Source organism: Arthrobacter echini, assembly GCF_008107445.1.
In the GTDB taxonomy this organism is placed as follows: Bacteria; Actinomycetota; Actinomycetes; order Actinomycetales; family Micrococcaceae; genus Arthrobacter_D; species Arthrobacter_D echini_A.
Map to the genome: position 1 here is coordinate 391,770 of NZ_VSLD01000003.1, position 25,048 is coordinate 416,817.

Genomic DNA, 25,048 nt, shown 5'->3' on the forward strand with positions numbered 1-25,048 from the left:
ACGGTCGGATGTCGTGGTATTTTCCGCCATCTCGACGGACCTGCCGCCCAACCCGCGCTATCGCAGTTCGAGGATGATCTCTTCCACCACGGCGCCGCGGGCCGGCGCGAAGCCCTGCGTCCTGCCGATCTCCGTGAAGCCCCAGCGCTCGAGGATGCGGATGGAGCTGACATTGTCGGCCACGGCGTGCGCGCGGATGGGCCGCTCCGTCACCTCGTCGAGGAACTGCCCCACGGCGGCCGTCGTGATGCCCTCGCCCCAGTGCGAGCGATCGATCCAGTAGCTGATCTCCGGAGCGTCGCCGTCGTTGTACGCGAGGATGCTGCCCACCACCTCGCCGTCGGAGAGGATGGTCCGCACCGTGGTCTTCGGATCGTCGAGGATGTCCTGCCAGTGGTGGTCGAAGACACCGCGGTCCGAGGGGTTCTTGGCGCCGAATGCGGCCATGTGATTGGCGCGGGGGTCCAGCTGGTGCGAGAAGAACTCGTCGAGGTCGGTGGCTTCAACGGCACGTAACGTGGTCACAGCGGGTCTCCCGGTCGGTGGAGTGGCCGGCTGGTCAGCGCGGCCGGGGCGTCTCGTGCTTCAGCGTACAGCGGAGCGGTGCGCGGCTCACACGGTGAGGGCGGCCCACGCCATGTCCTCGAGCAGGTTCCGCAGCAGGTCCCGCTCCGGTCCCGATCCTGTGCCGTGGGCGGCATGCGGCGTGGAGTTGATGAGGCCGAAGACCGCGTGGACCCGCCTTCGCTGCAGGGAGCGGTCCGTGTCCGGTCGATACGCGGTGAGCTCGTCCACCCACACCTGTACGTAGCTGCGCTGCAGCGAGCGGACGGTGCGCTCGTCGTCGGGCGCCAGTGAGCCGAGATCCCGGTCCTGGACCCGGATGACATCGGAGTTGGTGAGGGCGAACTCCACCTGGAAGCCGATGAGATCCCTGAGGGACCGCTCCGCCGAGCTGGATCTCGCGACGACGGCCCGCGCCCCCTCGAGGAGTTCCTCGCTGACACCGGTGAGCAGCGCGGACAGGACGGAGGGCTTGCCGGCGAAATGCCGATAGACGGCAGGGCCGCTGACTCCGGCGGCCGCGCCCAGATCCTCGATCGACACACCGTTGTAGCCTCGATCCGCGAAGAGCCTGGCGGCGGAATCCAAGAGGGCGGCCCGGCGGGTCGCCTTGGCGATACTCCGCCCGGTGACCCGGTCTTCCGTGGGCAGTGCCTCCATGCGGGTCCTTGTCGTCAGAACGGTGATTTCCTCCCTCATTGTGGTGGACACGGGGAGTGATGACCACTAGCCTGAATTCCGGTTAGTATTTGCTAACTGAATACCTCGAGGAAGTAGTCGATGGAGACTCTCAGATCGAAGGTCGATCCGCTCTCGGCGTCCTTCCGGGCCAACGAGGCGGCCCAGTCGGAACTCGTCGTCGAGCTGCGCGACCGCCTTGCCACGGCTGCGCTGGGGGGTCCGGAGCGCTCCCGGGAGCGGCATGTGGCCCGTGGCAAGCTACTGCCCCGCGAGCGCGTCGATCAGCTGCTCGATGACGGCAGCCCCTTCCTCGAGATCGCTCCGCTCGCTGCGGACGGGATGTACGACGGCGAGTCCCCGGGTGCGGGCGTGATCGCCGGGATCGGTCTGATCCACGGGCGCCATGTGCTCGTCATCTCGAACGACGCGACGGTCAAGGGCGGCACCTACTACCCCATGACGGTCAAGAAGCACCTCCGGGCGCAGGAGATCGCGCTGGAGAACAACCTGCCCTGCGTCTACCTGGTGGACTCCGGTGGGGCCTTCCTGCCCCGGCAGGACGAGGTCTTCCCCGACCGCAACCACTTCGGCCGGATCTTCTACAACCAGGCCACCATGTCCGCGCGGAAGATCCCTCAGATCGCCTCGGTCATGGGCAGCTGTACGGCTGGCGGCGCCTATGTGCCGGCCATGAGCGACGAGACGGTGATAGTCCGCAACCAGGGCACCATCTTCCTCGGCGGGCCCCCGCTCGTGAAAGCCGCGATCGGCGAGGTGGTCACGGCCGAGGAGCTCGGTGGCGGGGACGTGCACTCGAAGATCTCGGGTGTCACGGACCATCTCGCGGAGAACGACCAGCATGCCCTCGAGATTGTCCGCGACATCATCTCCACCCTGCCCCCGGCAGCCGATGCCCCGGTCGCGGCTGCGGATCGGGATGGAGTGCAGGAACCCGCGGTGCCGATGGACGAGCTCTACGGCGCCGTACCCACGGACGTCAACGCCTCGTACGACGCACGCGAGATCATCGCCCGGATCGTGGACGGCTCACTGTTCCACGAGTTCAAGCGTGAGTACGGCACCACGCTCGTCACGGGCTTCGCGAGCATCCACGGCCATCAGGTGGGGATCGTCGCCAACAACGGCGTGCTGTTCAGCGAGTCGGCGCTGAAGGGCGCCCACTTCATCGAGCTGTGCGACCAGCGCGGCATCCCGCTCGTGTTCCTGCAGAATCTCTCCGGCTTCATGGTCGGCAGGGACTACGAGGCCGGGGGGATCGCCAAGAACGGCGCGAAGATGGTCACCGCCGTCGCCACGTGCCGGGTTCCGAAGCTCACCGTCGTCGTCGGCGGTTCCTTCGGCGCCGGCAACTACTCGATGTGCGGGCGCGCGTTCTCCCCCCGTTTCCTGTGGATGTGGCCGGCCAGCCGCATCTCGGTGATGGGCGGCAACCAGGCCTCGTCGGTCCTCGCGACGGTGAAGCGTGATCAGCTCGAGGCCCGCGGCGAGGACTGGTCCAGCGAGGACGAGGAGGTTTTCCGGGCGCCCATCCGCGAGCAGTACGAGGCCCAGGGGAATCCCTACTACTCGACGGCGCGCCTGTGGGACGACGGCGTGATCGATCCGGCGGACACGCGCACCGTCCTGGGCCTCGCCCTGGAGGTCTGTGCCAACGCGCCGCTGCCCGATACCTCCTTCGGCCTCTTCAGGATGTGACCAGATGAGCTCCAGCACCCATTCCTCAAACCCGGACATTTCCTCGTGGTCCTTCGACACAGTGCTCGTGGCGAATCGCGGTGAGATCGCCAGCCGCGTGATCCGTTCCGTGCGCGCCCTCGGGCTGCGCTCGGTCGCCGTCCACAGTGACGCCGACGCCGACGCACGCCATGTCCGCGATGCCGATCTCGCGGTGCGCATCGGTTCTGCGGCGCCGTCGGAGAGCTACCTGTCCATCCCCGCCGTGCTCGAGGCCTGCCGTCGCACGGGCGCCGGCGCCGTCCATCCCGGGTACGGCTTCCTCAGCGAGAACGCAGCGTTCGCCGAGGCGCTCGAGGACGCCGGCATCGTGTTCATCGGGCCGTCCGTCCACGCACTGAACATCATGGGCGACAAGATCAGGTCCAAGAACCACGTGGCAGGCTTCGCCGTGCCCGTGGTGCCGGGCATCGCCGAACCCGGCCTGTCCGACGAGGATCTCCTCGCGGCAGCGGACGACGTCGGCTTCCCCCTGCTCATCAAGCCCTCGGCAGGGGGTGGAGGCAAGGGCATGCATGCCGTCCAGCGCGCCGACGAGCTGCCGGAGGTGCTCCTCACGGCACGCCGCGTCGCCGCGCGAGCCTTCGGCGACGACACCCTCTTCCTGGAGCGGCTCATCGAGCGTCCCCGGCACATCGAGGTGCAGGTCCTCGCCGACGGTCACGGATCCGTGATCCACCTCGGAGAGCGCGAGTGCTCCCTGCAGCGCCGCCACCAGAAGGTGATCGAGGAAGCGCCGTCGGCCCTGCTCGACGAGGCGACGAGGGAACGGATCGGCGAGGCCGCCTGCAACGCCGCGCGCAGTGTCGACTACACGGGCGCCGGGACGGTCGAGTTCCTCGTCTCGGACGCCGCGCCGGACGAGTTCTTCTTCATGGAGATGAACACACGTCTGCAGGTGGAGCATCCGGTCACGGAGCTCGTCACCGGAGTGGATCTGGTGGAGTGGCAGATCCGCATCGCCGCGGGGGAGCACCTGCCCATCGCGCAGGACGACGTCGTCCTCACCGGTCACGCTGTGGAGGCCCGCGTGTACGCCGAGAATCCGGAAGCCGGATTCCTGCCGTCCACGGGGACCATCGTCGCGCTCGTCGAGGCCGCAGGTGAGGGTGTCCGGGTGGACAGCTCGCTCCTGCTGGGAGGCACCGTCTCGTCGTCGTACGATCCCATGCTGGCCAAGGTGATCGCCTGGGGGGCGGACCGGAGCCAGGCGCTGGACCGGCTCGATGCGGCGCTCGCCGACACCGTGGTGCTGGGAGTGGACACGAATATCGAGTACCTCCGCCTGCTCGTGAACGACGACGACGTGCGGGCGGCCCGGCTCGACACCACCATGATCGAGCGCAAGCTCCCCGATCTCGCGTTCCGCACGGTGAGCCCGGAGGAACTGGCGCTCGCCGCGGTGATGCTCGTCGAGGCGGATGTGCCGACGGCCGGCGCCTCACCGTGGCGGCGCGGCGACGGCTTCCGGCTCGGCGCATCCCGGCCCCGTGCGCTCCACCTGGAGCACGACGGCGCCACCACCGTCGTCGGCCTCCGGCAGGAGGGGACCGGGTGGAGTGCCACGATCGGCGACCGGACCATCCACGTCAGCGCCGGAGGCGCAGCGATCGACGGCCTCCGGTCACGGCGGCAGCACACTGTCGACGGAAACACCGTCTGGCTGGGCGACGCCGGCTTCTCCGCGCACCTCCGCCGACCGGGTCGGAGGGAACTGCTCGACGTCGTCCTGTCGCGGATCGAGCGCGAGGAGGGCGCGATCGATCCGGCGGTCCGCAGCCCCATGCCGGGCACGGTCGTCTCGGTGGCGGTGGAGGACGGCGCACTCGTGGAGGCCGGGGACGTGCTGGTAGCCGTCGAGGCCATGAAGATGGAGCATCAGCTCACCGCAGGCCTCTCCGGCGTCGTCCGCCTGTCGCTGAAGCCCGGCGATCTGGTCCGGGCCCAGCAAATCGTCGCCACCATCGAGAGCCACGCAGACACACAGGCCAGTCCCACAGACAGTCCTACAGCCAGTCCTACAGCCAGTCCCACCAGTCCCACGGAAGGCAGCGCAGCATGAACTTCGAATTGAGCGAGGAATACCAGGATCTCGTCGACACGGTCCGCGAGTTCGCCGACGAGGTGGTGGCTCCGGTCTCCGCCAAGCACGACGCCGAGCACAGCTTCCCCTACGAGGTGGTCAAGCAGATGGCGGACATGGGCCTGTTCGGCCTGCCGTTCCCGGAGGAGTACGGGGGAATGGGTGGGGACTATTTCGCGCTCTGCCTCGCGCTCGAGCAACTGGCGCGCGTGGACCAGTCCGTGGCCATCACCCTCGAGGCCGGGGTCTCCCTCGGCGCCATGCCGGTGTACCGGTTCGGCACCGAGGAGCAGAAGCAGCAGTGGCTGCCCTCGCTCGCAGCGGGTACGGCCCTCGGTGGCTTCGGGCTCACGGAGTCCGAGGCAGGGTCCGATGCCTCCGGGACGAAGACGACGGCGAAGCTCGAGGACGGCGCGAACGGCTCGGAGTGGGTGGTCAACGGCACGAAGGAATTCATCACGAACTCCGGCACCGACATCACCTCGCTCGTCACCGTCACGGCCGTGACCGGGACGTCGGAGCGGCCGGACGGCACGGTGAAGAAGGAGATCTCCACCATCCTGGTGCCCTCGGACACGCCGGGCTTCACCGCCGAGAAGGCCTACAACAAGGTGGGCTGGAACGCCTCCGACACCCACCCGCTGACCCTCAAGGATGTCCGTGTCCCCGAGGCCAATCTGCTCGGCGAGAGGGGCCGCGGCTACGCCAACTTCCTGCAGATCCTCGACGAGGGCCGGATCGCCATCGCCGCGCTCGCCACAGGTGCCGCGCAGGGTTGCGTGGAGCAGTCGATCAAGTACGCCGGTGAGCGCATGGCTTTCGGCAGCAACATCGGCGCCTACCAGTCCATCCAGTTCAAGATCGCCCGCATGAAGGTTCGTGCCGACATGGCCCGCCTGGCCTACTACGACGCCGCGTCGCGGATGCTCGCGGGAAAGCCGTTCAAGACGCAGGCCTCGATCGCCAAGCTCGTGGCCGGGGAAGCCGCGATGGACAACGCACGCGATGCCACGCAGATCTTCGGCGGCTACGGTTTCATCAACGAGTTCGTGGTGTCCAGGCACTACCGTGACTCGAAGATCCTCGAGATCGGCGAGGGGACCACGGAGGTCCAGCTCATGCTCATCGCGCGGGAGCTAGGTCTCTAGGCTCGAACTTCAGGCTCGAACTCTAGGCTCGAACTCTCCCGTGAATCCCGGGCGACAGCGGACAGCAGCGAAGGAGGCGCAGTGATCAACAAGGTGCTCGACAGTGCGGAGGAGGCCGTCGCGGACATCCCCGACGGCGCATCCCTGGCCGTCGGAGGCTTCGGGCTCTGCGGCATCCCCGTGGCGCTCATCGACGCCCTGCATGCGCAGGGTACAGCGGAGCTGGAGACGATCAGCAACAACTGCGGTGTGGACGGTTGGGGCCTCGGGAGGCTGCTCTCCGATCACCGGATCCGCCGGACCATCAGCTCCTATGTGGGGGAGAACAAGGAGTTCGCCCGCCAGTACCTCTCCGGTGAGCTCGAGGTGGAACTCACCCCGCAGGGCACGCTCGCCGAGAAGCTCCGTGCGGGCGGTGCCGGGATTCCTGCCTTCTACACGACGGCGGGCGTCGGTACCCAGGTCAGCGAGGGCGGATTGCCGCAGCGGTACGACGCCGAGGGCCACGTGGCCCTCGCCTCGAAGCCCAAGGAGGTGCGCACGTTCGACGGCGTGGACTACGTGCTCGAGGAGTCGGTGCGCCCCGACTATGCGCTGGTCCATGCCTGGAAGGGCGACCGCCACGGCAATCTGGTCTTCCACGCCACGGCGATGAACTTCAATCCGCTCTGCGCCCAGGCCGGGAGGATCACGATCGCCGAGGTCGAGGAGCTCGTGGAGCTGGGGGAGCTCGATCCCGCCGAGGTCCACACGCCGGGCATCTTCGTGCAGCGCGTCGTCGTCGCCCCCGAGGTGGAGAAGCGCATCGAGAAGCGGACCGTCTCCCTCCACGGCGCCCCCGATCCGCAGGCCGGCCTGAACGCACCCGAAGGAGCATGAGCATGGCACTGACGCGCAACGAACTCGCCGCCAGGGTGGCGCAGGAGCTGGAGAACGGCCAGTACGTCAATCTGGGGATCGGCATGCCCACGCTGATCCCGAACTACATCCCCGACGGCGTGGAGGTGGTGCTGCACTCGGAGAACGGCATTCTCGGCGTGGGGCCCTACCCGACGGAGGAGGAGCTTGATCCGGATCTGATCAATGCCGGCAAGGAAACCGTCACCGCCAACGCCGGGGCGGCATTCTTCGATTCGGCGGCGTCCTTCGGCATGATCCGGGGAGGGCACGTGGACGTCGCCGTCCTCGGTGCCATGGAGGTGGCGCAGAACGGCGACCTGGCCAACTGGATGGTGCCAGGCAAGATGGTCAAGGGCATGGGCGGGGCCATGGATCTGGTGTTCGGCGCCAAGCGCGTGATCGTGATGATGGAGCACGTGGACCGCTCCGGACGCCCCAAGATCCTCGAGGCCTGCTCGCTGCCGCTGACCGGCAAGGGCTGCGTCGACAGGATCGTCACCGATCTCGCCGTGATCGACGTCGGGCCGGATGGCCTCGTGCTGCGCGAGACCGCACCGGGTGTCTCTGCGGACGACGTCGTAGCCGCCACGGGAGCGCCCCTGCGGATCGAGCTCGAGGCGAGGGCGTGAGCGACGCTCCTGGACAGGACACCCAGGAGACTGGTTCCACCCGGGACGTCATCGTGCAGCGCGGACTGTACGTCGACGAGCTCGAGGTCGGCGCTGTGTACGCGCACCGGCCGGGGCGCACGCTGACCGAGGCCGACAACGTCCTGTTCACCACGCTCACCATGAACACGCAGGCGCTGCACCTCGACGCCGCGTGGTCCGCGGAGCAGCCGTTCGGGCAACGGCTGGTCAACTCCATGTTGACCCTGGCGACGCTCGTGGGACAGTCGGTCTCGCAGCTCACGCAGGGCACCATCGTGGCGCAGCTCGGACTGACCGACGTCGTCTTCCCGAAGCCGCTGTTCCACGGCGACACCCTGTACACGCAGACGGAGATCACCGGGGTGCGGCCGTCGTCGTCGCGCCCGGGGCAGGGGATCGTCTCCATGGCGCACACCGGGCGGAACCAGCACGGCGACGTCGTGGCGACTGCAACCCGCTCGGTGCTCATGTGGTCCTCGTCGGCGCAGCAGGACGGCGCATCGTGAGCCGCGGCGTCCTGGGCCCGGCCCTGCTCTTCTGCCCTGCCGACCGGCCCGAGCGCTACGCCAAGGCGGCCGAGCGGGCCGATACCGTGATCCTCGATCTGGAGGACGCCGTAGCTCCCGCTGCCAAGGCCGCCGCGCGGGATGCTCTCGTGGAGTCCGCGCTGGAGGAGTCTCCGCTGGACCCCTCGCGAACGGTCGTGCGGGTCAATCCCGTGGGGACACCGGAGTTCGCGCTCGACTGCGAGGCTGTCCGTCAGACCGCCTACCGCACCATCATGCTCGCCAAGACGGAGGCCGCAGCCGATGTAGCAGCGCTCCGTGAGGCCCTCGGAGATGTTGACGTCATTGCTCTGTGCGAGACGGCGCGGGGCATTGTCGAGGCTGTGTCGATCGCTCGGGCGGAGGGTGTTACGGCACTCATGTGGGGTGCGGAGGATCTCGTGGCCTCCCTCGGGGGGACCTCGAGCCGTACTGCGTCGGGAGCCTATCGTGCGGTGGCGCTCCACGCGCGGTCGCAGGTACTGCTCGCGGCGGGCGCTGCAGGCAAACAGGCGATGGATGCGGTGTACGTGGACATCGCGGACACTGCAGGGCTGAAGGAGGAGGCCGACGACGCCGTCGCCTCAGGATTCGGGTCGAAGGCCTGTATCCATCCCGGTCAGGTCGCGACGATCCGTGCAGCTTTCGCGCCGACCGACGACGAGGTTGAGCATGCCAGGGCCCTGCTTGCGGCTGCGAAGCACGAGCGTGGCGTGTTCACCTACGAGGGCAGGATGGTCGACGAGCCGATCCTGCGGCATGCCCGCAGTGTCGTGGCGCGGGCTGGGGCGCTCTAGCTCCCGCGGGGCTCGCGTGATGGACGGGACCGGGCGTTCGAGGACAGTAGCCCGAGCGAATGGCGCGGTGCTGACCTTGCGTGTGTGTCACGAACGGCTCGCTTAGGGTGGGGCGATGATCACGGATGCTGAGGTCTTGCTGGCAGGACCCCGCGGACGGCGGTTGTGCCTGGAACTGGTCATGGAGATGAGTTCCGAGATCAGGTCTGCCGCGTTCTGGCTCGCGCACGACCTGGACCCGGGGAAGGGGACGTCCCGGGTGATGCTGACTGCCACCGCCGACGGCATCGACGATCCGTTGCCGACACCGTCCATGACGGACTTCGTAACCGTTGTGGGCTCGCTCGACGTGGCGCGGGTGGACGGCGAGCTCCTCGACCGGGCGCTGGCCCAGGCGGTGAATACATCCCGTCCGTGGCAGGAGCCGGACGGGGGGGACGTCCTCGCGGGCCTCCCCGAGGTCAGGAACGCTCTTGCCCCTGTTGCCCGACGCCTGGTGGCGCTGCCGTCCACACAGTGGTGGGCGCAGGGCAGGCAGATCGAGCAGTGGGCCATCGATTGGCGATCACCCGACGATCGTGCACCGCTGGGGAGAAATCCGGCCCAGCTGCTCTCGACCTGGGCGCGCGCCGCACGGGTCGAGGAGGTCCGTGCAGAGAAGGAAAGACCGCGTGACCCCGGGGCTTTCTGGTCAGGTACGTGGTGGTCGATCCCGGACGGGGCCCTGCAGTCGGTCGGACGGATACCGCTGGGTCTGGACCTGATCGAGGACTCGTTCGGCTGGGAGCACGCCACGACGATCCCGCTTCGTGGGGTCGGCCGGACCTACGAGATCCGGGGCGAGGACGACTGGGTGTCACTGTGTCGTGCCTACCCCCTGGAGGTCACTGCCTCCCGGCGGCACGACTGGTTCCGCTGTACCGGGCGCGACGGCGCATGGGTGATCCCGGACTGGGAGAAGGTTGCCCAGCAGTGGGACGCCGTGCACCTGACGGCTCTGGCCTATCTCGGCAGCGCGAACCGTGCATTGCAGGTGGACGTGGATACGGCGACGGTCATCGCTGGGTGGAACCCCGACACGACGATCTGGCTGACGGACTCCGCACAGGAGTGGGTCGGCCCTCGACGGCAGTGGCGACGTCCTACCTATCAGGACCCCTGGGACAGAGTCGATGCCTGAGACGAGTTCGTCCTCGGCCCGTCCTGCGGGTGGACACTCGGGAGGACATCGTTCGTCCGGCGCCGGGCCGACCGATTCACGAGGTGTAGCGCGTTCCGCCGTCGTACCGTGTCCCGACCACCCAGCTGAAATAGCTGACTCCATTCCCGAATCGACCCTGGATCTCATCAGCCAGCGCTGCCGCCTCAGCTTCGGTCTCGAAGACTCCCAGCACAGTATTGTCCGGCGTATCGTCGTGGCACACGATCCACACCGTTCGGCTCATGCCCTGAGCGTAAGTGCTGCTCAGAAGGGCGGCAGTGGGATGGTTTCGGGGAGATGCTCCGTGCGCGTCGCGACAGACAGGTTTTGCAGTATGCGCGCTGTGGCAGACACTCCGGGTTCTGTCGGCGGTGGCTCGGGCGGCGTCGTGTAGGTGCGGCCACCCGGTGAAAGCCAGGTCAGCGCACCGTCGGGATCCGGCGTCGGGGTCCAGTCCGTCTGGTGCTTGAGCATGTGGTGCCGTTTACATGCGGGGTAGAGATTCTCTGCACTGGTCGAACCATCGTGGGCCCACGCCAGCAGATGATCGAGATCGCACTGACTGGCCGGACGCGAACACCCGTAGAAGCTGCAGGTCTTTTCCCGCACCTGGACCCAGGTTCGGAGGTCCTCGCTCGGCCGGTATCGTGTGCGGTCCAGACCGAGGACCGCTCCGGTGTAGGGGTGGGTGAGCAGGCGCATCCAGGAGGTGGCCTCTGCGGCGAGCTTCCGGGCTGCGTCGGCGGGGATCGGACCGTAGCCCTCGAGTTCCGCTGGCTCATCAGTGAGACCCATGAGGGAGAACACAGGGACGGTGACAATGATCTTCGCCGACTGCGACCTGGACACCTGTTCTGCGCTGGTGCTGGCGGTAGAGGTTGCGTGTGCAGAGCCACGTGGGTCAAGCAGCATGCCTGCCAGGACATCGGCCCTCAGCTGTGCCAGGGTGCGAGGATCGTCCGGCGCCCGAAGACTACGGGCAACAGCATCGACCGAGGTATGGATCGTCAGTGCCTGCTCGGCGGGCAGATAGGCGCTCAGCCACGCCATGCCGTCACGATCCGGCTCGAAGACCACGCACCTGTCGGACTCCGCCCTGACCCGACGCGCGAGCAACGTCTCCGGGTGGAGCCTCTCACGGAGGCGCCGGCATCGCGCCGTCAGTCGAGGCCGGTTGAGGTCTCCCGCCACCTGCAGGATCTCGGACTCGAACGCGTGTACGGCGTCATCCGGCAGGGTGCGGGACTGCTCGACGACGACCGAGGCCCGTGAGGTACAGATGGTGCCCTTCTCCAGAGCAGCCAGAGTATTCGTCAGCTCGCCGGTCAGGGTCAGTGACTCCGAGACGACGCGGGCGGCGGCACCCTCCGACAGCTTGAGCAGTGCTGCCGTCTCGGCGACCGTCTCGGTCAATGCCAGGGACGAGGATGTGCCGGACCAGGAATGGTGCTCGGGGCTACTGAAGGAGTGGACCTTCGCGATCAGGCGTGCTCGTTGAGCAGCGGCCCATGACGCCAGCCGATCTGCTGCACGCAGCAGATCGAGGGTCCTTGCGAGACTGGAGGGATTGCCCGCGAAGGAATCCTGCAACAGGCCCACGAGTCCAGCGGGCGACGCTTCCTCGACACGGGCACGAGCGTGCTCCTCGGAACTCGCGGAATCAGACCCCGCCCCTTCCGACCGACGGCCACCGGAGTCTGGTGCCTCCCATCGAGCGCAATCGCTCGCTGCAACATCGGATCGTGCTGCACCGAAATCCCTGGCATCAGACCCTGCACGATCGGGCGCTGAGATGCCGTCCCGTGACCCACAACGGTAGGCAGTATCGGGCCCGCAAACGGCGGCCCAGATCACACCGAGATCCTCAGCGCCGAATCGTGGATCGTCAGTCACGTTCCGGTACGCGGACTCGAGGGCCGCCTCGTACGAATCCGCAGGCCATTCCCAGTTCGCCTCGTCGTAGGCGTCCTCGGTGGTCAGCGTTGCCGGTCCTGTGGACATACTTCATTCGATCACCCGGCACCGACAAAATAGCCGTCCGGCAGGAGGTTCTCCAGGGCCGGATGTGGAAACAGTTTCTCCGGTCATCGACCGGACGAAGGGCGGCTCGTCACGTGTGTGGCCGTCTCGGTGTGTGCGTGCGTGCCGTCCCTGTAGCCGCCAGTACTTCCCGGTGAGTGCATCGGTCGGAAGGAGAACCACCTCTTCCGCGCTCAGCCCACCACCCTGGAGGAGCGGCCATGCACGCCCCCGCCCGCGTAGGGGTGAGTGCCAGGCGACTGCGGGATACTGGGGTCATGGATTTCAGCAACCCCACCCGTGACCACCGACGTGTCTCGATCCTCGGGTCCACGGGGTCGATCGGCACCCAGGCCCTCGACGTCATCGCCGCCGCACCCGATCGGTTCAGTGTCGCCGGACTCAGCGCAGGCGGACGTCAGCTGGATCTCCTCGCCCGGCAGTCCGTGGCCGTCCGTGCCCCGGCGGTCGGGGTGGCCCAGGGCTCGGAGACAGACCTCGAGCAAGCGATCGGCGCGGCAGCCGATGCTGCCGGGATCAGTGGGTACGCTCCTCAGCTGTTCACCGGGCCCGGCGCCGCGGCAGCCGTCGCCTCCTGGCCCGGCGCCGACGTCGTCCTCAACGGGATCACCGGATCGATCGGACTGGAGCCCACCCTCGCGGCGCTCGCAGCCGGGCACCTGCTGGCCCTGGCCAACAAGGAGTCGCTGATCGCAGGCGGCGCCCTCGTCCGCGCGGCAGCAGCTCCAGGGCAGCTGGTCCCAGTGGACTCCGAGCACTCGGCCATCGCCCAGGCACTGCGCGGCGGCACGCCGGACGAGGTGGACCGGCTGGTCCTGACGGCCTCGGGCGGCCCGTTCCGCGGCATGACGCGAGCCCAACTCCAGGACGGCACACCGGCGCAGGCCGTGGCACACCCCACCTGGGACATGGGTCGGGTCATCAGCACCAACTCAGCGTCCATGGTCAACAAGGCCCTTGAGGTCATCGAGGCACATCTGCTGTTCGACATCCCGCTGGAGCGCATCGACGTCGTCGTCCACCCGCAGTCCATGATCCACTCGATGGTCCAGTTCGTGGACGGCTCCACGCTGGCGCAGGCCTCACCGCCCGACATGCGCCTGCCCATCGCCCTGGGCATCGGCTGGCCGTTCCGCGTTCCCGGATCAGCGAAGGCCTGCGACTGGTCCCAGCCCGCCGCCTGGCAGTTCGAACCCCTGGACGAGGACGCCTTCCCAGCGATCACCCTGGCCAAACGGGCAGCTGCCGAGGGTGGCACTCGCATGGCCGTTTTCAACGCCGCGAACGAGGAGGCCGTCGACGCCTTCCACAGCGGACTCATCGGGTTCACGGACATCGTCGATACGGTCGCCGCCGTCGTCGAGGACCAGCGCGCCCTCGGGAGCGCAGCAACCGACCGGGAACTGACGCTCGATGCCGTCCTCGAGGCCGAGCGCTGGGCACGGACGAGGGCGCGGATCCGTTGTGGTGTGGAGGTATCGCCGCAGGGTGCGGCAGCAGGCTCGCCAGGCCAGAAGGAAGACTCGTGACCGTTCTCCTGTTCATCGTCGGGGTGCTCGTCGTCGTGGTCGGTGTCGCCGCATCGATCGCGCTGCACGAGGTGGGCCACCTGGTACCGGCGAAGCTGTTCAAGGTCCGCGTGACGCAATACATGGTGGGCTTCGGCCCCACGCTCTGGTCGAGGCGGCGCGGCGAGACCGAGTACGGGATCAAGGCGATCCCCGCCGGCGGGTACGTCTCGATGGTGGGCATGTTCCCACCCCCGACGACGGACACGAGTGCGGTGCGCCAGTCCAGCACCGGAGTCTTCCAGCAGCTGGCCAGCGACGCCCGGCAGGTCGCGGCGGAGCAGTTGCAGCCCGGCGACGAGGACCGCGTCTTCTACCGCCTGCCCATCTGGAAGCGCATCATCATCATGCTGGGCGGGCCGCTGATGAATCTCCTGATCGGGACGGTGCTCTTCGCCGTCCTCATCATGGGCTTCGGCACCGCGCAGCCCACCACCACCATCTCCTCGGTGTCCGAGTGCGTCGTCCCCGCGAGCCGGCAGGCCGCCACCGCCCAGACGGAGTGCACCGTCGACGACCCCGCCGCGCCGGCGTACGAGGCCGGCCTCCTCCCCGGCGATCGTGTGGTCGCCTTCGACGGCCGCGAGGTCACCGACTGGAACGAACTCTCCGGCTGGATCCGTGAGGCAGCAGGCCGCGACGTCGGCATCACCTACCTGCGCGACGGAGGGCGCATCGACGCCACCATCAGGCCCCTGCTCACCGAGCGGCCGGTTGCGGCCGACGACGGAACGGCGCTGGTCGACGACGACGGCGTGGCCGTGATGCAGGAGGTGGGCTTCATCGGCGTCGGGTCGCTGGAGGAGCTGGTGCCGCAGCCGGCGAGTGAGGTGCTGCCCACCGTCGGTGAGTCGCTCACGAGCGTGGCGGGCGTGGTGCTGCACCTGCCGCAGCGCGTGGTCGAGGTGGGGCAGGCGGCCTTCTCGGATGCGCCGCGCGACCCCGAGGGGCCCATCAGCGTGGTCGGTGTGGGGCGCATCGCGGGGGAGATCTCGGCGATGGAGGAGATCCCCGTGGTTTCCCGCGCGGCGACACTGGTAGGCCTCGTGGCCGGCGTCAATCTGGCCCTGTTCGTGTTCAACCTGATCCCGCTGCTGCCGCTCGACGGCGGGCACGTGGCAGGTGCTCTCTGGGAGGGACTGCGCCGCGGCGTCGCGCGCCTGCTCAAGCGCCCCGACCCCGGGCCGTTCGACATGGCGAAACTCCTGCCGCTGACCTATGCCGTGGCCATCCTCTTCATGGGGATGGGCGTCCTGCTGATCTATGCGGATATCGTGAAGCCGGTGGATCTTTTCGGGTGATCGGTTGTAATTCATAATTCAACCGAATACGGTTGATGAATGTTTGTCCTGACCATCGATCAGCAGGGAAGCCGCTCCAGCCCCGACCGCATCCCGGAGCTGCTCGACCTCCTCCGGTCTGTCCCGACGATCCTCCCGTGGGAGCGCTCGGTGGGCGACGAGGCGCAGGGGGTCGTGGCCCGCGCGTCCGACGTCGTCGATGCCGCCCTGGCCTGCCTGCGCGACGGCGGGTGGTACGTGGGGATAGGTATCGGCGAGGTGGAGCAGCCCTACCCGGAATCCTCCCGCGAGGGACGCGGCTCGGCCTTCGTGTCGGCCAGGACGGCCGTGGAGCGCGCGAAGAGAACGGGGGACAGGGCGCCGGTGTCCGTGGAGGGACCGGAGGGTTCCGCCGAGGCGGAAGGGGTGCTCGCCCTCCTCGGCCGCCACATCATGGCCCGCTCCGAGGCCGAGTGGCGGATCCTCGACCTGCTGCAGCCCGACACGCGCGGGACGCAGACCGCCGTCGCGCGCACCCTCGGCATCAGCCCGCAGGCCGTGAGCAAGGCCGCCGCCCGCGCTGCGTGGCAGGAGGAGCTCGCCGTCCGTCCCGCCGTCGCGCGGTTGCTCACCTGGGCCGACGACGGCGTGGAGTCTCAACGGACCTGACCGGCCGAACAAGCAGACATGACCGGCCGGCAGCCGCAGAGCGGTGGTATCTGCGCTCTCGGCGGCGTCGAGGAGCGGCATCGATGAGGGACGTCGAGGGGCGGTGAAGGGGGTGCCGTGCTGTAGACAGGGACCAGCAGACAGAGGGAACAGCGGGTAGTAAGAACAGGAGGGGTGATGGACGCACTGTGGATCGTGCTGGCGCTGCTCGTGGCGGGAGCCCTGGGCTCACCCGTGACCACGCTCGTCCTGCGCCTGGCGCGATCGGTGGACTCGGCGCAGCGACGCCGGGACGAACCTCCCGAACCGGCGGACCAGCCACAGCTCGATCTGCCCGCTCCACCGGCCGAGCCACCCAGCATCGAGGTCAGCGCGGTGCCCCCCGGCGTGCTGCGTGGCGGGCTCGTCATCGGGGTCCTCGAGCGGCTCGCCGTGACGGTCGCCATCCTCGGTGGTCAGCCGGTGGCCATCGCCTATGTCGTCGCGGTCAAGGCCCTCGGACGCTACTCCGAACTCAGGGAGTCCCCGGCCGCTTCGGAGCGCTTCATCATCGGCACGCTGACGTCGCTGCTGTGGGCCGCGGGCGTGGCCACGCTCGTCAAGGTCTACCTGCTGGGAGTCACGTAGGGTGAGGAACATGAGTATCTTTGCCGTCGAGTACGTGTACGACCCCGACCAGGAGGGCCTCCGGGCCGAGCACCGCCCCGAGCACAGGGCGTGGCTGGAAGGGCTCGTTGAGCAGGGCCGCGTTCTCGCATCCGGACCGTTCGCCGATGGCAGCGGGGCCCTCCTCGTGGTCTCCTCCGAGACCGAATCCCACCTCAACGAGCTGGTGGGTCAGGATCCCTTTGCCCGGGAGGGTGTCATCTCGGCCGTCAAGACCACCGCCTGGAATCCTGTGATCGGTGTGTTCAAGGACCTCGTGTGAGCCACGTCAAGGCGGCGTCCATGGGCGCGGACCGGGTGGATAATGAACACAGGAAGTTCGTCTGACCCGCGGCCACGGCCGCCAGCATGGAGGATGTTTTGACCTCGGTCAACCTAGGAATGCCAGAAGCACCACCGCCCGTTCTCGCACCCCGACGCAAGACCCGGCAGATCAAGGTCGGCTCGGTGGGCGTCGGCTCGGACTCGCCGATCAGCATCCAGTCGATGACGACCACGCCGACCACCGACATCAATGCCACCCTGCAGCAGATCGCCGAGCTGACCGCCACCGGGTGCGACATCGTCCGCGTGGCCTGCCCGTCACCCGATGACGCCGCTGCGCTGCCGATCATCGCCAAGAAGTCCCAGATCCCCGTCATCGCCGACATCCACTTCCAGCCGAAGTACGTCTTCGCAGCGATCGACGCCGGGTGTGCCGCGGTCCGCGTGAACCCGGGGAACATCCGGAAGTTCGACGACCAGGTCAAGGAGATCGCGGCCGCCGCGAAGGCCGCCGGTACCTCGATCCGCATCGGCGTCAACGCCGGATCCCTGGATCCCCGGCTCATGGAGAAGTACGGCAAGGCGACCCCCGAGGCCCTCGTGGAGTCCGCCGTCTGGGAAGCGTCATTGTTCGAGGAACACGACTTCCACGACTTCAAGATCTCCGTCAAGCACAACGACCCCGTGGTCATGGTGCGCGCGTACGAGCTGCTGGCCGAACGCGGTGACTGGCCCCTCCACCTCGGCGTCACCGAGGCCGGCCCCGCGTTCCAGGGCACCATCAAGTCGGCAACAGCTTTCGGCGCCCTGCTCTCCCAGGGCATCGGCGACACCATCCGGGTCTCGCTGTCGGCCCCGCCGGTGGAGGAGATCAAGGTGGGCAACCAGATCCTCCAGTCGCTGAACCTGCGCCCGCGCAAGCTCGAAATCGTGTCCTGCCCCTCGTGCGGCCGGGCACAGGTGGACGTGTACACCCTCGCCGAGGAGGTCACGGCGGGCCTCGAGGGGATGGAGGTCCCCCTGCGCGTCGCCGTCATGGGCTGTGTGGTCAACGGACCGGGCGAGGCCCGCGAAGCGGATCTCGGCGTCGCCTCCGGCAACGGCAAGGGGCAGATCTTCGTCAAGGGAGAGGTCATCAAGACCGTTCCCGAGGACCAGATCGTCGAGACGCTCATCGAGGAAGCCATGCGGCTCGCGGAGGAGATGGGTGAGGCTGATGGCGAGACTGCTGGCCCGGGTGGCCCCATGGTTACCGTTAGCTAAATCTGCCGCCGATCCGGAAGGCCCCTGGTCTTTCCGCGTCCTGGGCGCGGACGACACGAGGGACCTGTGGTCCATCGTCAATACGGACCCCGTGGCCAATGTGTTCATCGCCGCGCATCTCGAGGCGATGGGCAGCGCAGCGCCGTCGCCGGCCGGCGGCGAGATCGTCGGCATGTTCCGTCACGGCGTGCTCCGGGCGGCCTGCTGGGCAGGGGTCAATCTCGTGCCGATCGGCGTGACGGACGAGACCGGTGCCATCTTCGGGGACCATCTGGGACGGTCGGGGCGATCGTTCTCGTCCATCTTCGGGCTCTCCGAGGGTGTGATGGATCTCTGGTCCACCCTGGAGGACTACGGGGGAGAGCCGTTCGACGTGCGGCCCAGCCAGCCCCTGCTGGTCATCGACTCCGAGCCGCTCATCGATGCGGCACCCGATCTGCGCTTCACGCAATCCGACGAACTCGACCTGCTCCTCCCCGCGTGCGCGGCGATGTTCGAGGAGGAGGTGGGCTACTCGCCCTTCATCGGTAGCTCGGAACACTACCGGCGCCGCGTGGCCACCCTGATCGGCAAGCGGCACTCGCTCGTCGCCACCGGGGACGACGGCGAGGTGGTCTTCAAGGCCGAGCTGGGAACCGTCTCCTCGCAGGTGGCCCAGATCCAGGGTGTCTGGGTGAACCCGGACCACCGCGGCAAGGGGCTGAGCGCCGCCTACATGGCCGGGGTCGTCGTCGCGGCCCGTTCCCTGGCGCCGACCGTGAGCCTCTACGTGAATTCCTACAACGCCCGCGCCATCGCCGCCTACAAGCGCGTGGGCTTCGAGCAGCAGGACACCTTCGCGACCATCCTGTTCTGAGGAGTCCGTTCCGAGGAGCACGACCCTGCCCTGAGGAGCACGACGGCGGACCGGCTAGATTGATACCTGTTGTCTCCCGCCGCCCGGCGGGACAGCGCATGGCAGTGCCCGATACATACGAACGGATTCCCGCGTGGTCTTACGACTCTCGACCCTTTTCCTGCGCACGCTGCGCGACGATCCCGCCGATGCCGAGGTGGCAAGCCATCGCCTCCTGGTGCGCGCCGGCTACATCCGCCGCGCAGCTCCCGGCATCTACAGTTGGCTGCCGCTGGGACTGAAGGTCCTCGCGAAGGTGGAGGCCGTCATCCGCGAGGAGATGGAGGAGATCGGCGCTCAGGAGGTGCATTTCCCGGCCCTGCTGCCCAAGGAACCCTATGAGGCGACGAACCGCTGGACCGAGTACGGCGACGGCATCTTCCGCCTGCAGGACCGCAAGGGCGCGGACTATCTCCTGGCACCCACGCACGAGGAGATGTTCACGCTGCTCGTGAAGGACCTCTACACCTCGTACAAGGACCTGCCGGTACGGCTCTTCCAGATCCAGACCAAGTACCGCGACGAGGCCCGTCCCCGGGCGGGCCTGCTCCGCGGACGCGAGTTCATCATGAAGGACTCCTACTCGTTCGACATCGACGACGAGGCGCTGGAGGAGAGTTACCAGCTCCACCGCGCGGCCTACGTGCGCATCTTCGAGCGGCTCGGCCTCGAGATCATCCCGGTCACGGCGACGGCGGGGGCCATGGGTGGGTCCAAGAGCGAGGAGTTCCTGCACCCCACACCCATCGGAGAAGACACGTTCGTGCGCTCCGCCGGTGGCTACACGGCCAATGTCGAGGCCGTCTCCACGGTGGTGCCCGCGGCCCTCGACTTCACGACGGCGCCGGCGGCGGAGGTCCACGACACACCCGACACCCCGACCATCAGCACGCTCGTGGACCACGCCAACGCCGCGGCGCCGCGGGACGACCGCGCGTGGACCGCCGCCGACACCCTGAAGAACGTGGTCCTCGCCGCCCGGCTGCCCACGGGGGAACGGGAGATACTCGTGGTCGGCGTCCCCGGCGACCGCGCCGTGGATCTCAAGCGCATCGAGGCCACCATCGCCGGGCACCTCGGCTCCGGTGGGGAGGTGGCCGTCGAGACCGCCACCGAGGAGGACCTGGCGAAGCACCCCGGCCTCGTCAAGGGCTACATCGGCCCCGGTCTGTCCCTCGAGGACCCTGTACTCGGCGCGGACGCCACGACGGGCCTGCGGTATCTCGTGGACCCGCGCGTGGTCAGCGGTACGGCGTGGATCACCGGCGCCAACCAGCCCGGCCGGCACGTGTTCGGCCTGATCGCCGGGCGCGACTTCGGCTGGGACGGCACCATCGAGGCGGTCGAGGTCCGCGAGGGCGACGAGGCACCCGACGGGTCCGGGCCCCTTATCGCGGCCCGCGGTATCGAGATGGGCCACATCTTCCAGCTGGGTCGGAAGTACGCGGAGGCACTCGGGCTCAAGGTCCTGGACCGCAACGGCAAGCTCACCACCGTGACCATGGGCTCCTACGGCGTGGGCGTCACGCGCGCCATCGCGGCCCTGGCGGAATCGAACCACGACGACCGCGGGATCATCTGGCCCCGCAACGTGGCCCCCGCTGACGTGCACCTCGTGGCCACGGGCAAGGGGACCGAGGTGTACGAGGCGGCGGAGAAGCTGGCCGCGGAGCTCGAGTCCGACGGTCTGACCGTGCTCTACGACGACCGCCCCAAGGTCTCGCCGGGGGTGAAGTTCGGCGACGCCGAGCTCATCGGGGTGCCCACCATCGTGGTCGTCGGACGCGGGCTCGCCGAAGGCGTCATCGAGGTCAGGGACCGCCGGACGGGCGAGGCCCAGAATGTCGCCGTGGACGAGACGGCGGCGTTCCTGCGCCGGCTCACGGCACACTAGGACGTGGTCTCCGGACTCGAGGAGATCCACCTCGCCACCATCGTGCTGGTCCTCATGGCCGGCTTCTCGGCGGGCTGGGTGGACGCCGTCGTGGGCGGCGGGGGACTGCTGCAGCTTCCGGCGCTCCTCCTGGTCCCCGGGATCAGTCCCGTGCAGGCGCTGGCGACGAACAAGCTTGGCTCCATCTTCGGGACCACTACGAGCGCCGTCACCTACTACCGCCGGGTGCACCCGGATCTTCGGACGGCGCTCCCCATGGCCGGGGTGGCCCTGGTGGGGAGCTTCGGCGGGGCGATCCTCGCGGCGTCCCTGCCGTCGTCGGTGTTCAAGCCCGTCATCGTGGCCGCCCTCGTCGCGGTCGCGGTCTTCACCGCGCTCAAGCCCACGGTGGGAACGCTGACGAAGCTCAAGCACCAGGGTGTGCGGCACCATGGGACGGCCGCGGGGATCGGTCTGGTGATCGGCTTCTACGACGGCCTGATCGGCCCGGGTACCGGATCCTTCCTGATCATCGCGATGGTCACCCTGCTCGGTTACAGCTTCCTCGGGGCCAGCGCGAAGGCGAAGATCGTCAACATGGCAACCAACTTCGGCGCGCTCATGTTCTTCCTGCCCAACGGTTCCATCCTCTGGGGGCTCGGTCTGCTGCTCGGGACGGCGAACATGGCCGGCGGGTACCTCGGCTCGCGGATGGCTGTCAGCAGGGGCAGCACCTTCGTGCGGGTGGTGTTCCTGGTCGTCGTCGGGGCACTGATCCTGAAACTCGGCTACGACGTCTGGATCGAGAATCTCCGCCCGCTCGTCTCCGCTTCCTGAGCGACGTCACGGCGCATCGGTGCTCAGCCCGGGCAGGGCTCCCAGCGGCGTCCCGTCCGCGAGACTGCGCTGGGCCGCTGCATTGAAGGAGGAGACGATCCAGGCGCGGCCCCCCGAGCCGACCGTGGACAACAGACCGGCGTAGAGCTCGGCCTGGTCCTGTTCGACGACGCGAAGTGCGGCCGCCGGGTCGGCGCGGAACGCTGCGTCGATCGTGTAGGCGGGGGGAGCGGTCGGGGCGGACACGCACAGCTCGGCGAGCCTCGCTGTCGCGGCGTCCGCGAGGTGCGCGTGGAGCCGGGCACGCGAGAGTGCCGGCGCGGGGTCGTCCAGCAGTCCCGCGGCAACCTCGTACCCGTATGCGGCCTGGTCCTCGGCGCTCCGCGCGGACTGCAGGGCCACGCGGTCGGCCTCCGGGCCCAGCGGTGCACCGGCGCACGCATCGGCTTGGCCCTCCGCCGGCCCAGCTGGGGTCTCTCCTGCGGTCACGACGGCGTCGGGCGGGGGGAGACCGGGTTCGACGTCGAGCGCCTCCCCGAGCAGGGCGGCGTGGCGCCACTGGTTCGCGCCGGCCGCCGCGAGGACCCGGCTGGGGCCGGGATCGGCGGTCACGGCGTCCCGCAGGCTGCGGAGCGCACTCTCCCGCAGTGCCGGGAGCAGATCGGCGGCGGACCCGGGGGTCGCGGCAGCGGTGGTCGGTGGCACCGCGGATGTGGAACCGGTTCCGCCGCCGGGACGGCGTGGCAGGGCGACGGCGTCGGCCTGCACGTCGAGATCAGCGGCGAGCGGGGCCAGCCGTGCGGAGAGCGCGCTGTCGGAGCCGGTGGCAGCCCGCACCTGCTCGGCGAGCGCCCTGAAGCGGCCCTCGGTGTCGAGCTGGGCCTGCTCGGCGGCGGACGACACGATCCGGTGCCCGTCGGGACTCCCACCGCCCACCCCGAGCGTGAGCAGGATGAGCACCAGGACGAACCCGGCGGCGAGCCGGAGGAGCCAAGGGCCCACGGATGCTGAGTGCCCGGGCCCGGGGGCAGGGTCGACGTGCTCGTCCTCCACCCACCCTCGCCCGGTCACAGTTCATGATGCTCCCACGAGCGGCCCCGTGCCGTCCCGTCCACACGCGGCGCTGCGGAATATCGGTACTCTTGGAGGACAACATCATCGAGTGGGAGGCAGCCATGGCAGTCCGGTCCGGGAACGATCAGCAGGCCTCGATCCGCAGAACCACCCTCGAGGCCGAACTCCGGGTCGAAGCGCAGCGAGTGCGCACCAGACTGCAGCCCGTCGTCGAGCGGCACAATCTTTATCTGGAGGACGTGGACATCAAGGTGGCAGGCTCCCACCGGACCGTGAACGTGGTCGTCGATCTTCCCGAGGGCGCCTCCGGAAGCGTGGGCCTCGATGTGATCTCCGCCATTTCCACTGATCTCTCCGCGGCCATGGACGCCGCCCCGGAGGACGACGACCGCCCGTACAGCCTGGAGATCTCCTCGCCCGGTGTCTCCCGCCCGCTCACCGAACCACGGCACTGGCGCCGCAATGTGGGACGAATGATCGAGGTCAAGCTGGTGAACGGTGACCTGGTCCTCGGCCGACTGCAGGAGGTCACCGACGACGGCGTCCGGATCCTCCCGCAGCTGCCGGTCAAGAAGGGCATGAAACCCAAGCAGGGCGATCCGCAGCTGCTGCCGTTCGGCAGGATCAGCAGGGGAACGGTCCAGGTCGAATTCGCCCATGCCGACGACGAACACCACGAACACTCCGAGGGGACCGATCCGGAGACCTCCGGCGACGTGCACCACGGGCAAGGAGACCCACATGGACATTGACATGAGTGCGCTGAGACTGCTGGAACGGGAGCGGGAGATCCCGCTGGACCGGCTGATCCCCACGATCGAGCAGGCCCTGCTCATCGCCTACCACCGGACGCCCGGCGCCCATGAGAAGGCGCGGGCGGAACTGGACCGACGCAACGGCCACGTGATCATCTGGGCCATCGAGACGGACGAGGACGGCGAGAATGTCGGCGAGTTCGACGACACGCCCACGGGCTTCGGGCGGATCGCCTCGAGCACCGCGCGGCAGGTCATCCTGCAGCGCCTGCGGGACGCGGAGGACGAGAACATCCTGGGCGAGTTCCGCGGCAAGGAGGGTGAGCTCGTTGCCGGCATGATCCAGCAGGGCAACAACCCGCACATGGTGCAGGTCAATCTGGGCACCGTGGAAGCCGTCCTGCCACCTCCCGAGCAGGTCCCCGGCGAGAAGTATCTGCACGGATCACGCCTCCGGGCATTCGTCGTCGACGTGCACCGCGGCATGAAGGGGCCCTCCATCACCCTGTCGCGCTCCCACCCGGGGCTCGTCCGGAAGCTCTTCGAACTCGAGGTGCCGGAGATCGCGGACAGGACCGTGGAGATCGTCGCCCTCGCGCGGGAGGCCGGGCACCGCACCAAGATCGCCGTGAAGGCGAATCTGCCGGGTGTCAACGCGAAGGGTGCGTGCATCGGCGAGATGGGCAGCCGGGTCCGTGCCGTCATGAGCGAACTGAACGACGAGAAGATCGACATCGTCGACTACAACGACGACGCCGCCGCGTTCATCGCGAGCGCCCTCTCGCCGTCGCGCGTGACCTCGGTGACCATCACCGACGAGGCGACCCGGTCGGCCCGCGTGGTCGTCCCGGACTACCAGCTCTCCCTGGCCATCGGCAAGGAGGGCCAGAACGCCCGCCTGGCGGCGAAGCTCACCGGGTGGCGGATCGACATCATCTCGGACGCGGCCAAACCGACGCAGGCGGCCCAGGCCTGACACCCGCGGTCGGGTCATCGTCCGGGAATGTAAGGGGTAGAATGGAACCGACTGCTGTCGAGTTGTGCCCGGAAGAACTCGGGCGCCGACAGGAGGACACCCAGCCGCGACGCACGTGTGTGGGGTGTCGCCTGCGGGACCGCCAGTCACACGTGATACGGATCGTCGCACGACCGATCGACGGACAGCTTGCCGCCGTCATCGACGAGCGGCGCCGACTGTCCGGACGGGGAGCTTGGCTGCACCCCGACCCGGCATGCCTGGACACGGCCGTCAAACGGAGAGCCTTCAACAGGGCCTTCCGCGGGCCGGTGGACACCGCGCAGTTCGCGGTGGACTTCCGCGCATACCTGGAGCGTCGAGACGGACGCTCCGACCCACCATCGCCCTCCCTGAAAGCGGGTCAGCACCCTCATGGAAATCCGATGAGCACCCAGCGATGAGTGCGCAACGATGATCAATCCGTTGCGCACTGCACTCGATGTACCGACCGCTCCGGCGGCCGGGACCAGCAGTAGGAAATAGACGGTTCGTGCCTGACTCGGTGCGGACCGAGACAGGAGA

At 68.4% G+C, this 25,048-nt stretch carries 25 protein-coding genes; 20 read left to right on the forward strand and 5 right to left on the reverse strand.

Features of this window, described 5'->3' with window-relative positions; translation table 11 throughout:
* Positions 1 to 57 precede the first annotated feature (57 nt).
* Positions 58 to 525, reverse strand: coding sequence for a GNAT family N-acetyltransferase (locus FQ377_RS08785; protein WP_148600857.1), 468 nt, complete (start codon positions 523 to 525; stop codon positions 58 to 60).
* 87 nt (positions 526 to 612) lie between these two features.
* On the reverse strand, positions 613 to 1,224 hold the full coding sequence (locus tag FQ377_RS08790) for a TetR/AcrR family transcriptional regulator (RefSeq protein ID WP_148600858.1): 612 nt from the start codon (positions 1,222 to 1,224) through the stop codon (positions 613 to 615).
* A 120-nt stretch (positions 1,225 to 1,344) separates the two neighbouring features.
* On the opposite strand from FQ377_RS08790, the gene FQ377_RS08795 reads away from it, so the two are divergent.
* The 8 genes from FQ377_RS08795 (at position 1,345) to FQ377_RS08830 (ending at position 10,303) form a co-directional block, all read left to right on the forward strand.
* Positions 1,345 to 2,961 (forward strand): carboxyl transferase domain-containing protein, encoded by a 1,617-nt coding sequence (locus FQ377_RS08795; RefSeq protein WP_148600859.1) that lies wholly within the window; start codon positions 1,345 to 1,347, stop codon positions 2,959 to 2,961.
* Positions 2,962 to 2,965: 4 nt separating this feature from the next.
* Positions 2,966 to 5,062, forward strand: a complete 2,097-nt coding sequence (locus FQ377_RS08800) for an acetyl/propionyl/methylcrotonyl-CoA carboxylase subunit alpha (protein ID WP_148600860.1) — start codon at positions 2,966 to 2,968, stop codon at positions 5,060 to 5,062.
* Entirely contained in the window at positions 5,059 to 6,231 is a 1,173-nt protein-coding gene (locus FQ377_RS08805; protein WP_148600861.1) for an acyl-CoA dehydrogenase family protein, read from the forward strand. Before FQ377_RS08800 ends, FQ377_RS08805 begins: the two co-directional genes overlap by 4 nt.
* A gap of 81 nt (positions 6,232 to 6,312) precedes the next feature.
* Positions 6,313 to 7,110 (forward strand): CoA transferase subunit A, encoded by a 798-nt coding sequence (locus tag FQ377_RS08810; protein ID WP_148600862.1) that lies wholly within the window; start codon positions 6,313 to 6,315, stop codon positions 7,108 to 7,110.
* Between the two features lie 2 nt (positions 7,111 to 7,112).
* Positions 7,113 to 7,760 (forward strand): CoA transferase subunit B, encoded by a 648-nt coding sequence (locus tag FQ377_RS08815; RefSeq protein ID WP_148600863.1) that lies wholly within the window; start codon positions 7,113 to 7,115, stop codon positions 7,758 to 7,760.
* Positions 7,757 to 8,287 (forward strand): MaoC family dehydratase, encoded by a 531-nt coding sequence (locus tag FQ377_RS08820; RefSeq protein WP_148600864.1) that lies wholly within the window; start codon positions 7,757 to 7,759, stop codon positions 8,285 to 8,287. Before FQ377_RS08815 ends, FQ377_RS08820 begins: the two co-directional genes overlap by 4 nt.
* Positions 8,284 to 9,123: an HpcH/HpaI aldolase/citrate lyase family protein gene (locus tag FQ377_RS08825; RefSeq protein ID WP_148600865.1), complete on the forward strand. Its 840-nt coding sequence runs from the start codon at positions 8,284 to 8,286 to the stop codon at positions 9,121 to 9,123. Before FQ377_RS08820 ends, FQ377_RS08825 begins: the two co-directional genes overlap by 4 nt.
* A 115-nt stretch (positions 9,124 to 9,238) precedes the next feature.
* Positions 9,239 to 10,303: a hypothetical protein gene (locus tag FQ377_RS08830; RefSeq protein WP_148600866.1), complete on the forward strand. Its 1,065-nt coding sequence runs from the start codon at positions 9,239 to 9,241 to the stop codon at positions 10,301 to 10,303.
* 76 nt (positions 10,304 to 10,379) lie between these two features.
* Here FQ377_RS08830 and FQ377_RS08835 read toward each other — a convergent pair whose 3' ends face one another.
* The gene (locus tag FQ377_RS08835; protein WP_148600867.1) at positions 10,380 to 10,568 is read right to left on the reverse strand and encodes a hypothetical protein; all 189 of its coding nucleotides are present in this window, start codon (positions 10,566 to 10,568) and stop codon (positions 10,380 to 10,382) included.
* Between the two features lie 20 nt (positions 10,569 to 10,588).
* Positions 10,589 to 11,923: an HNH endonuclease signature motif containing protein gene (locus FQ377_RS08840; RefSeq protein WP_187393304.1), complete on the reverse strand. Its 1,335-nt coding sequence runs from the start codon at positions 11,921 to 11,923 to the stop codon at positions 10,589 to 10,591.
* 698 nt (positions 11,924 to 12,621) lie between these two features.
* On the opposite strand from FQ377_RS08840, the gene dxr reads away from it, so the two are divergent.
* The 9 genes from dxr (at position 12,622) to FQ377_RS08885 (ending at position 21,679) form a co-directional block, all read left to right on the forward strand.
* Complete coding sequence (dxr, locus tag FQ377_RS08845) at positions 12,622 to 13,893, forward strand: 1-deoxy-D-xylulose-5-phosphate reductoisomerase (protein ID WP_148600869.1); 1,272 nt, start codon at positions 12,622 to 12,624, stop codon at positions 13,891 to 13,893.
* Complete coding sequence (locus FQ377_RS08850) at positions 13,890 to 15,233, forward strand: M50 family metallopeptidase (protein WP_148600870.1); 1,344 nt, start codon at positions 13,890 to 13,892, stop codon at positions 15,231 to 15,233. Before dxr ends, FQ377_RS08850 begins: the two co-directional genes overlap by 4 nt.
* Before the next feature lie 39 nt (positions 15,234 to 15,272).
* A complete protein-coding gene (locus tag FQ377_RS08855; protein WP_148600871.1) occupies positions 15,273 to 15,881 on the forward strand; it encodes a MarR family transcriptional regulator in 609 nt (202 codons plus the stop codon).
* 177 nt (positions 15,882 to 16,058) lie between these two features.
* The gene (locus tag FQ377_RS08860) at positions 16,059 to 16,508 is read left to right on the forward strand and encodes a hypothetical protein (RefSeq protein WP_148600872.1); all 450 of its coding nucleotides are present in this window, start codon (positions 16,059 to 16,061) and stop codon (positions 16,506 to 16,508) included.
* Positions 16,509 to 16,518: 10 nt separating this feature from the next.
* Positions 16,519 to 16,809: a YciI family protein gene (locus FQ377_RS08865; RefSeq protein ID WP_148600873.1), complete on the forward strand. Its 291-nt coding sequence runs from the start codon at positions 16,519 to 16,521 to the stop codon at positions 16,807 to 16,809.
* A 98-nt stretch (positions 16,810 to 16,907) separates the two neighbouring features.
* Positions 16,908 to 18,074 (forward strand): flavodoxin-dependent (E)-4-hydroxy-3-methylbut-2-enyl-diphosphate synthase, encoded by a 1,167-nt coding sequence (gene ispG / locus FQ377_RS08870; RefSeq protein WP_148600874.1) that lies wholly within the window; start codon positions 16,908 to 16,910, stop codon positions 18,072 to 18,074.
* Entirely contained in the window at positions 18,028 to 18,930 is a 903-nt protein-coding gene (locus tag FQ377_RS08875; RefSeq protein ID WP_148600875.1) for a GNAT family N-acetyltransferase, read from the forward strand. Before ispG ends, FQ377_RS08875 begins: the two co-directional genes overlap by 47 nt.
* 133 nt (positions 18,931 to 19,063) lie before the next feature.
* On the forward strand, positions 19,064 to 20,863 hold the full coding sequence (locus tag FQ377_RS08880; RefSeq protein WP_148600876.1) for a proline--tRNA ligase: 1,800 nt from the start codon (positions 19,064 to 19,066) through the stop codon (positions 20,861 to 20,863).
* Between the two features lie 3 nt (positions 20,864 to 20,866).
* Positions 20,867 to 21,679 carry a sulfite exporter TauE/SafE family protein gene (locus FQ377_RS08885; RefSeq protein ID WP_148600877.1) on the forward strand — a complete coding sequence of 271 codons (813 nt, stop codon included), beginning with the start codon at positions 20,867 to 20,869 and terminating at the stop codon, positions 21,677 to 21,679.
* A gap of 6 nt (positions 21,680 to 21,685) precedes the next feature.
* Here the strand turns inward: FQ377_RS08885 and FQ377_RS08890 are convergent, their stop codons facing one another.
* Complete coding sequence (locus FQ377_RS08890) at positions 21,686 to 22,681, reverse strand: DUF4439 domain-containing protein (protein ID WP_187393305.1); 996 nt, start codon at positions 22,679 to 22,681, stop codon at positions 21,686 to 21,688.
* Between the two features lie 173 nt (positions 22,682 to 22,854).
* On the opposite strand from FQ377_RS08890, the gene FQ377_RS08895 reads away from it, so the two are divergent.
* From FQ377_RS08895 to FQ377_RS08905, 3 genes are read left to right on the forward strand one after another with little or no spacing between them, the layout of a single operon-like run.
* Positions 22,855 to 23,505: a ribosome maturation factor RimP gene (locus tag FQ377_RS08895; RefSeq protein ID WP_148600879.1), complete on the forward strand. Its 651-nt coding sequence runs from the start codon at positions 22,855 to 22,857 to the stop codon at positions 23,503 to 23,505.
* Complete coding sequence (gene nusA / locus FQ377_RS08900) at positions 23,495 to 24,484, forward strand: transcription termination factor NusA (RefSeq protein WP_148600880.1); 990 nt, start codon at positions 23,495 to 23,497, stop codon at positions 24,482 to 24,484. Before FQ377_RS08895 ends, nusA begins: the two co-directional genes overlap by 11 nt.
* Before the next feature lie 41 nt (positions 24,485 to 24,525).
* Positions 24,526 to 24,927 carry a YlxR family protein gene (locus FQ377_RS08905; protein ID WP_148600881.1) on the forward strand — a complete coding sequence of 134 codons (402 nt, stop codon included), beginning with the start codon at positions 24,526 to 24,528 and terminating at the stop codon, positions 24,925 to 24,927.
* Positions 24,928 to 25,048: the final 121 nt, after the last annotated feature.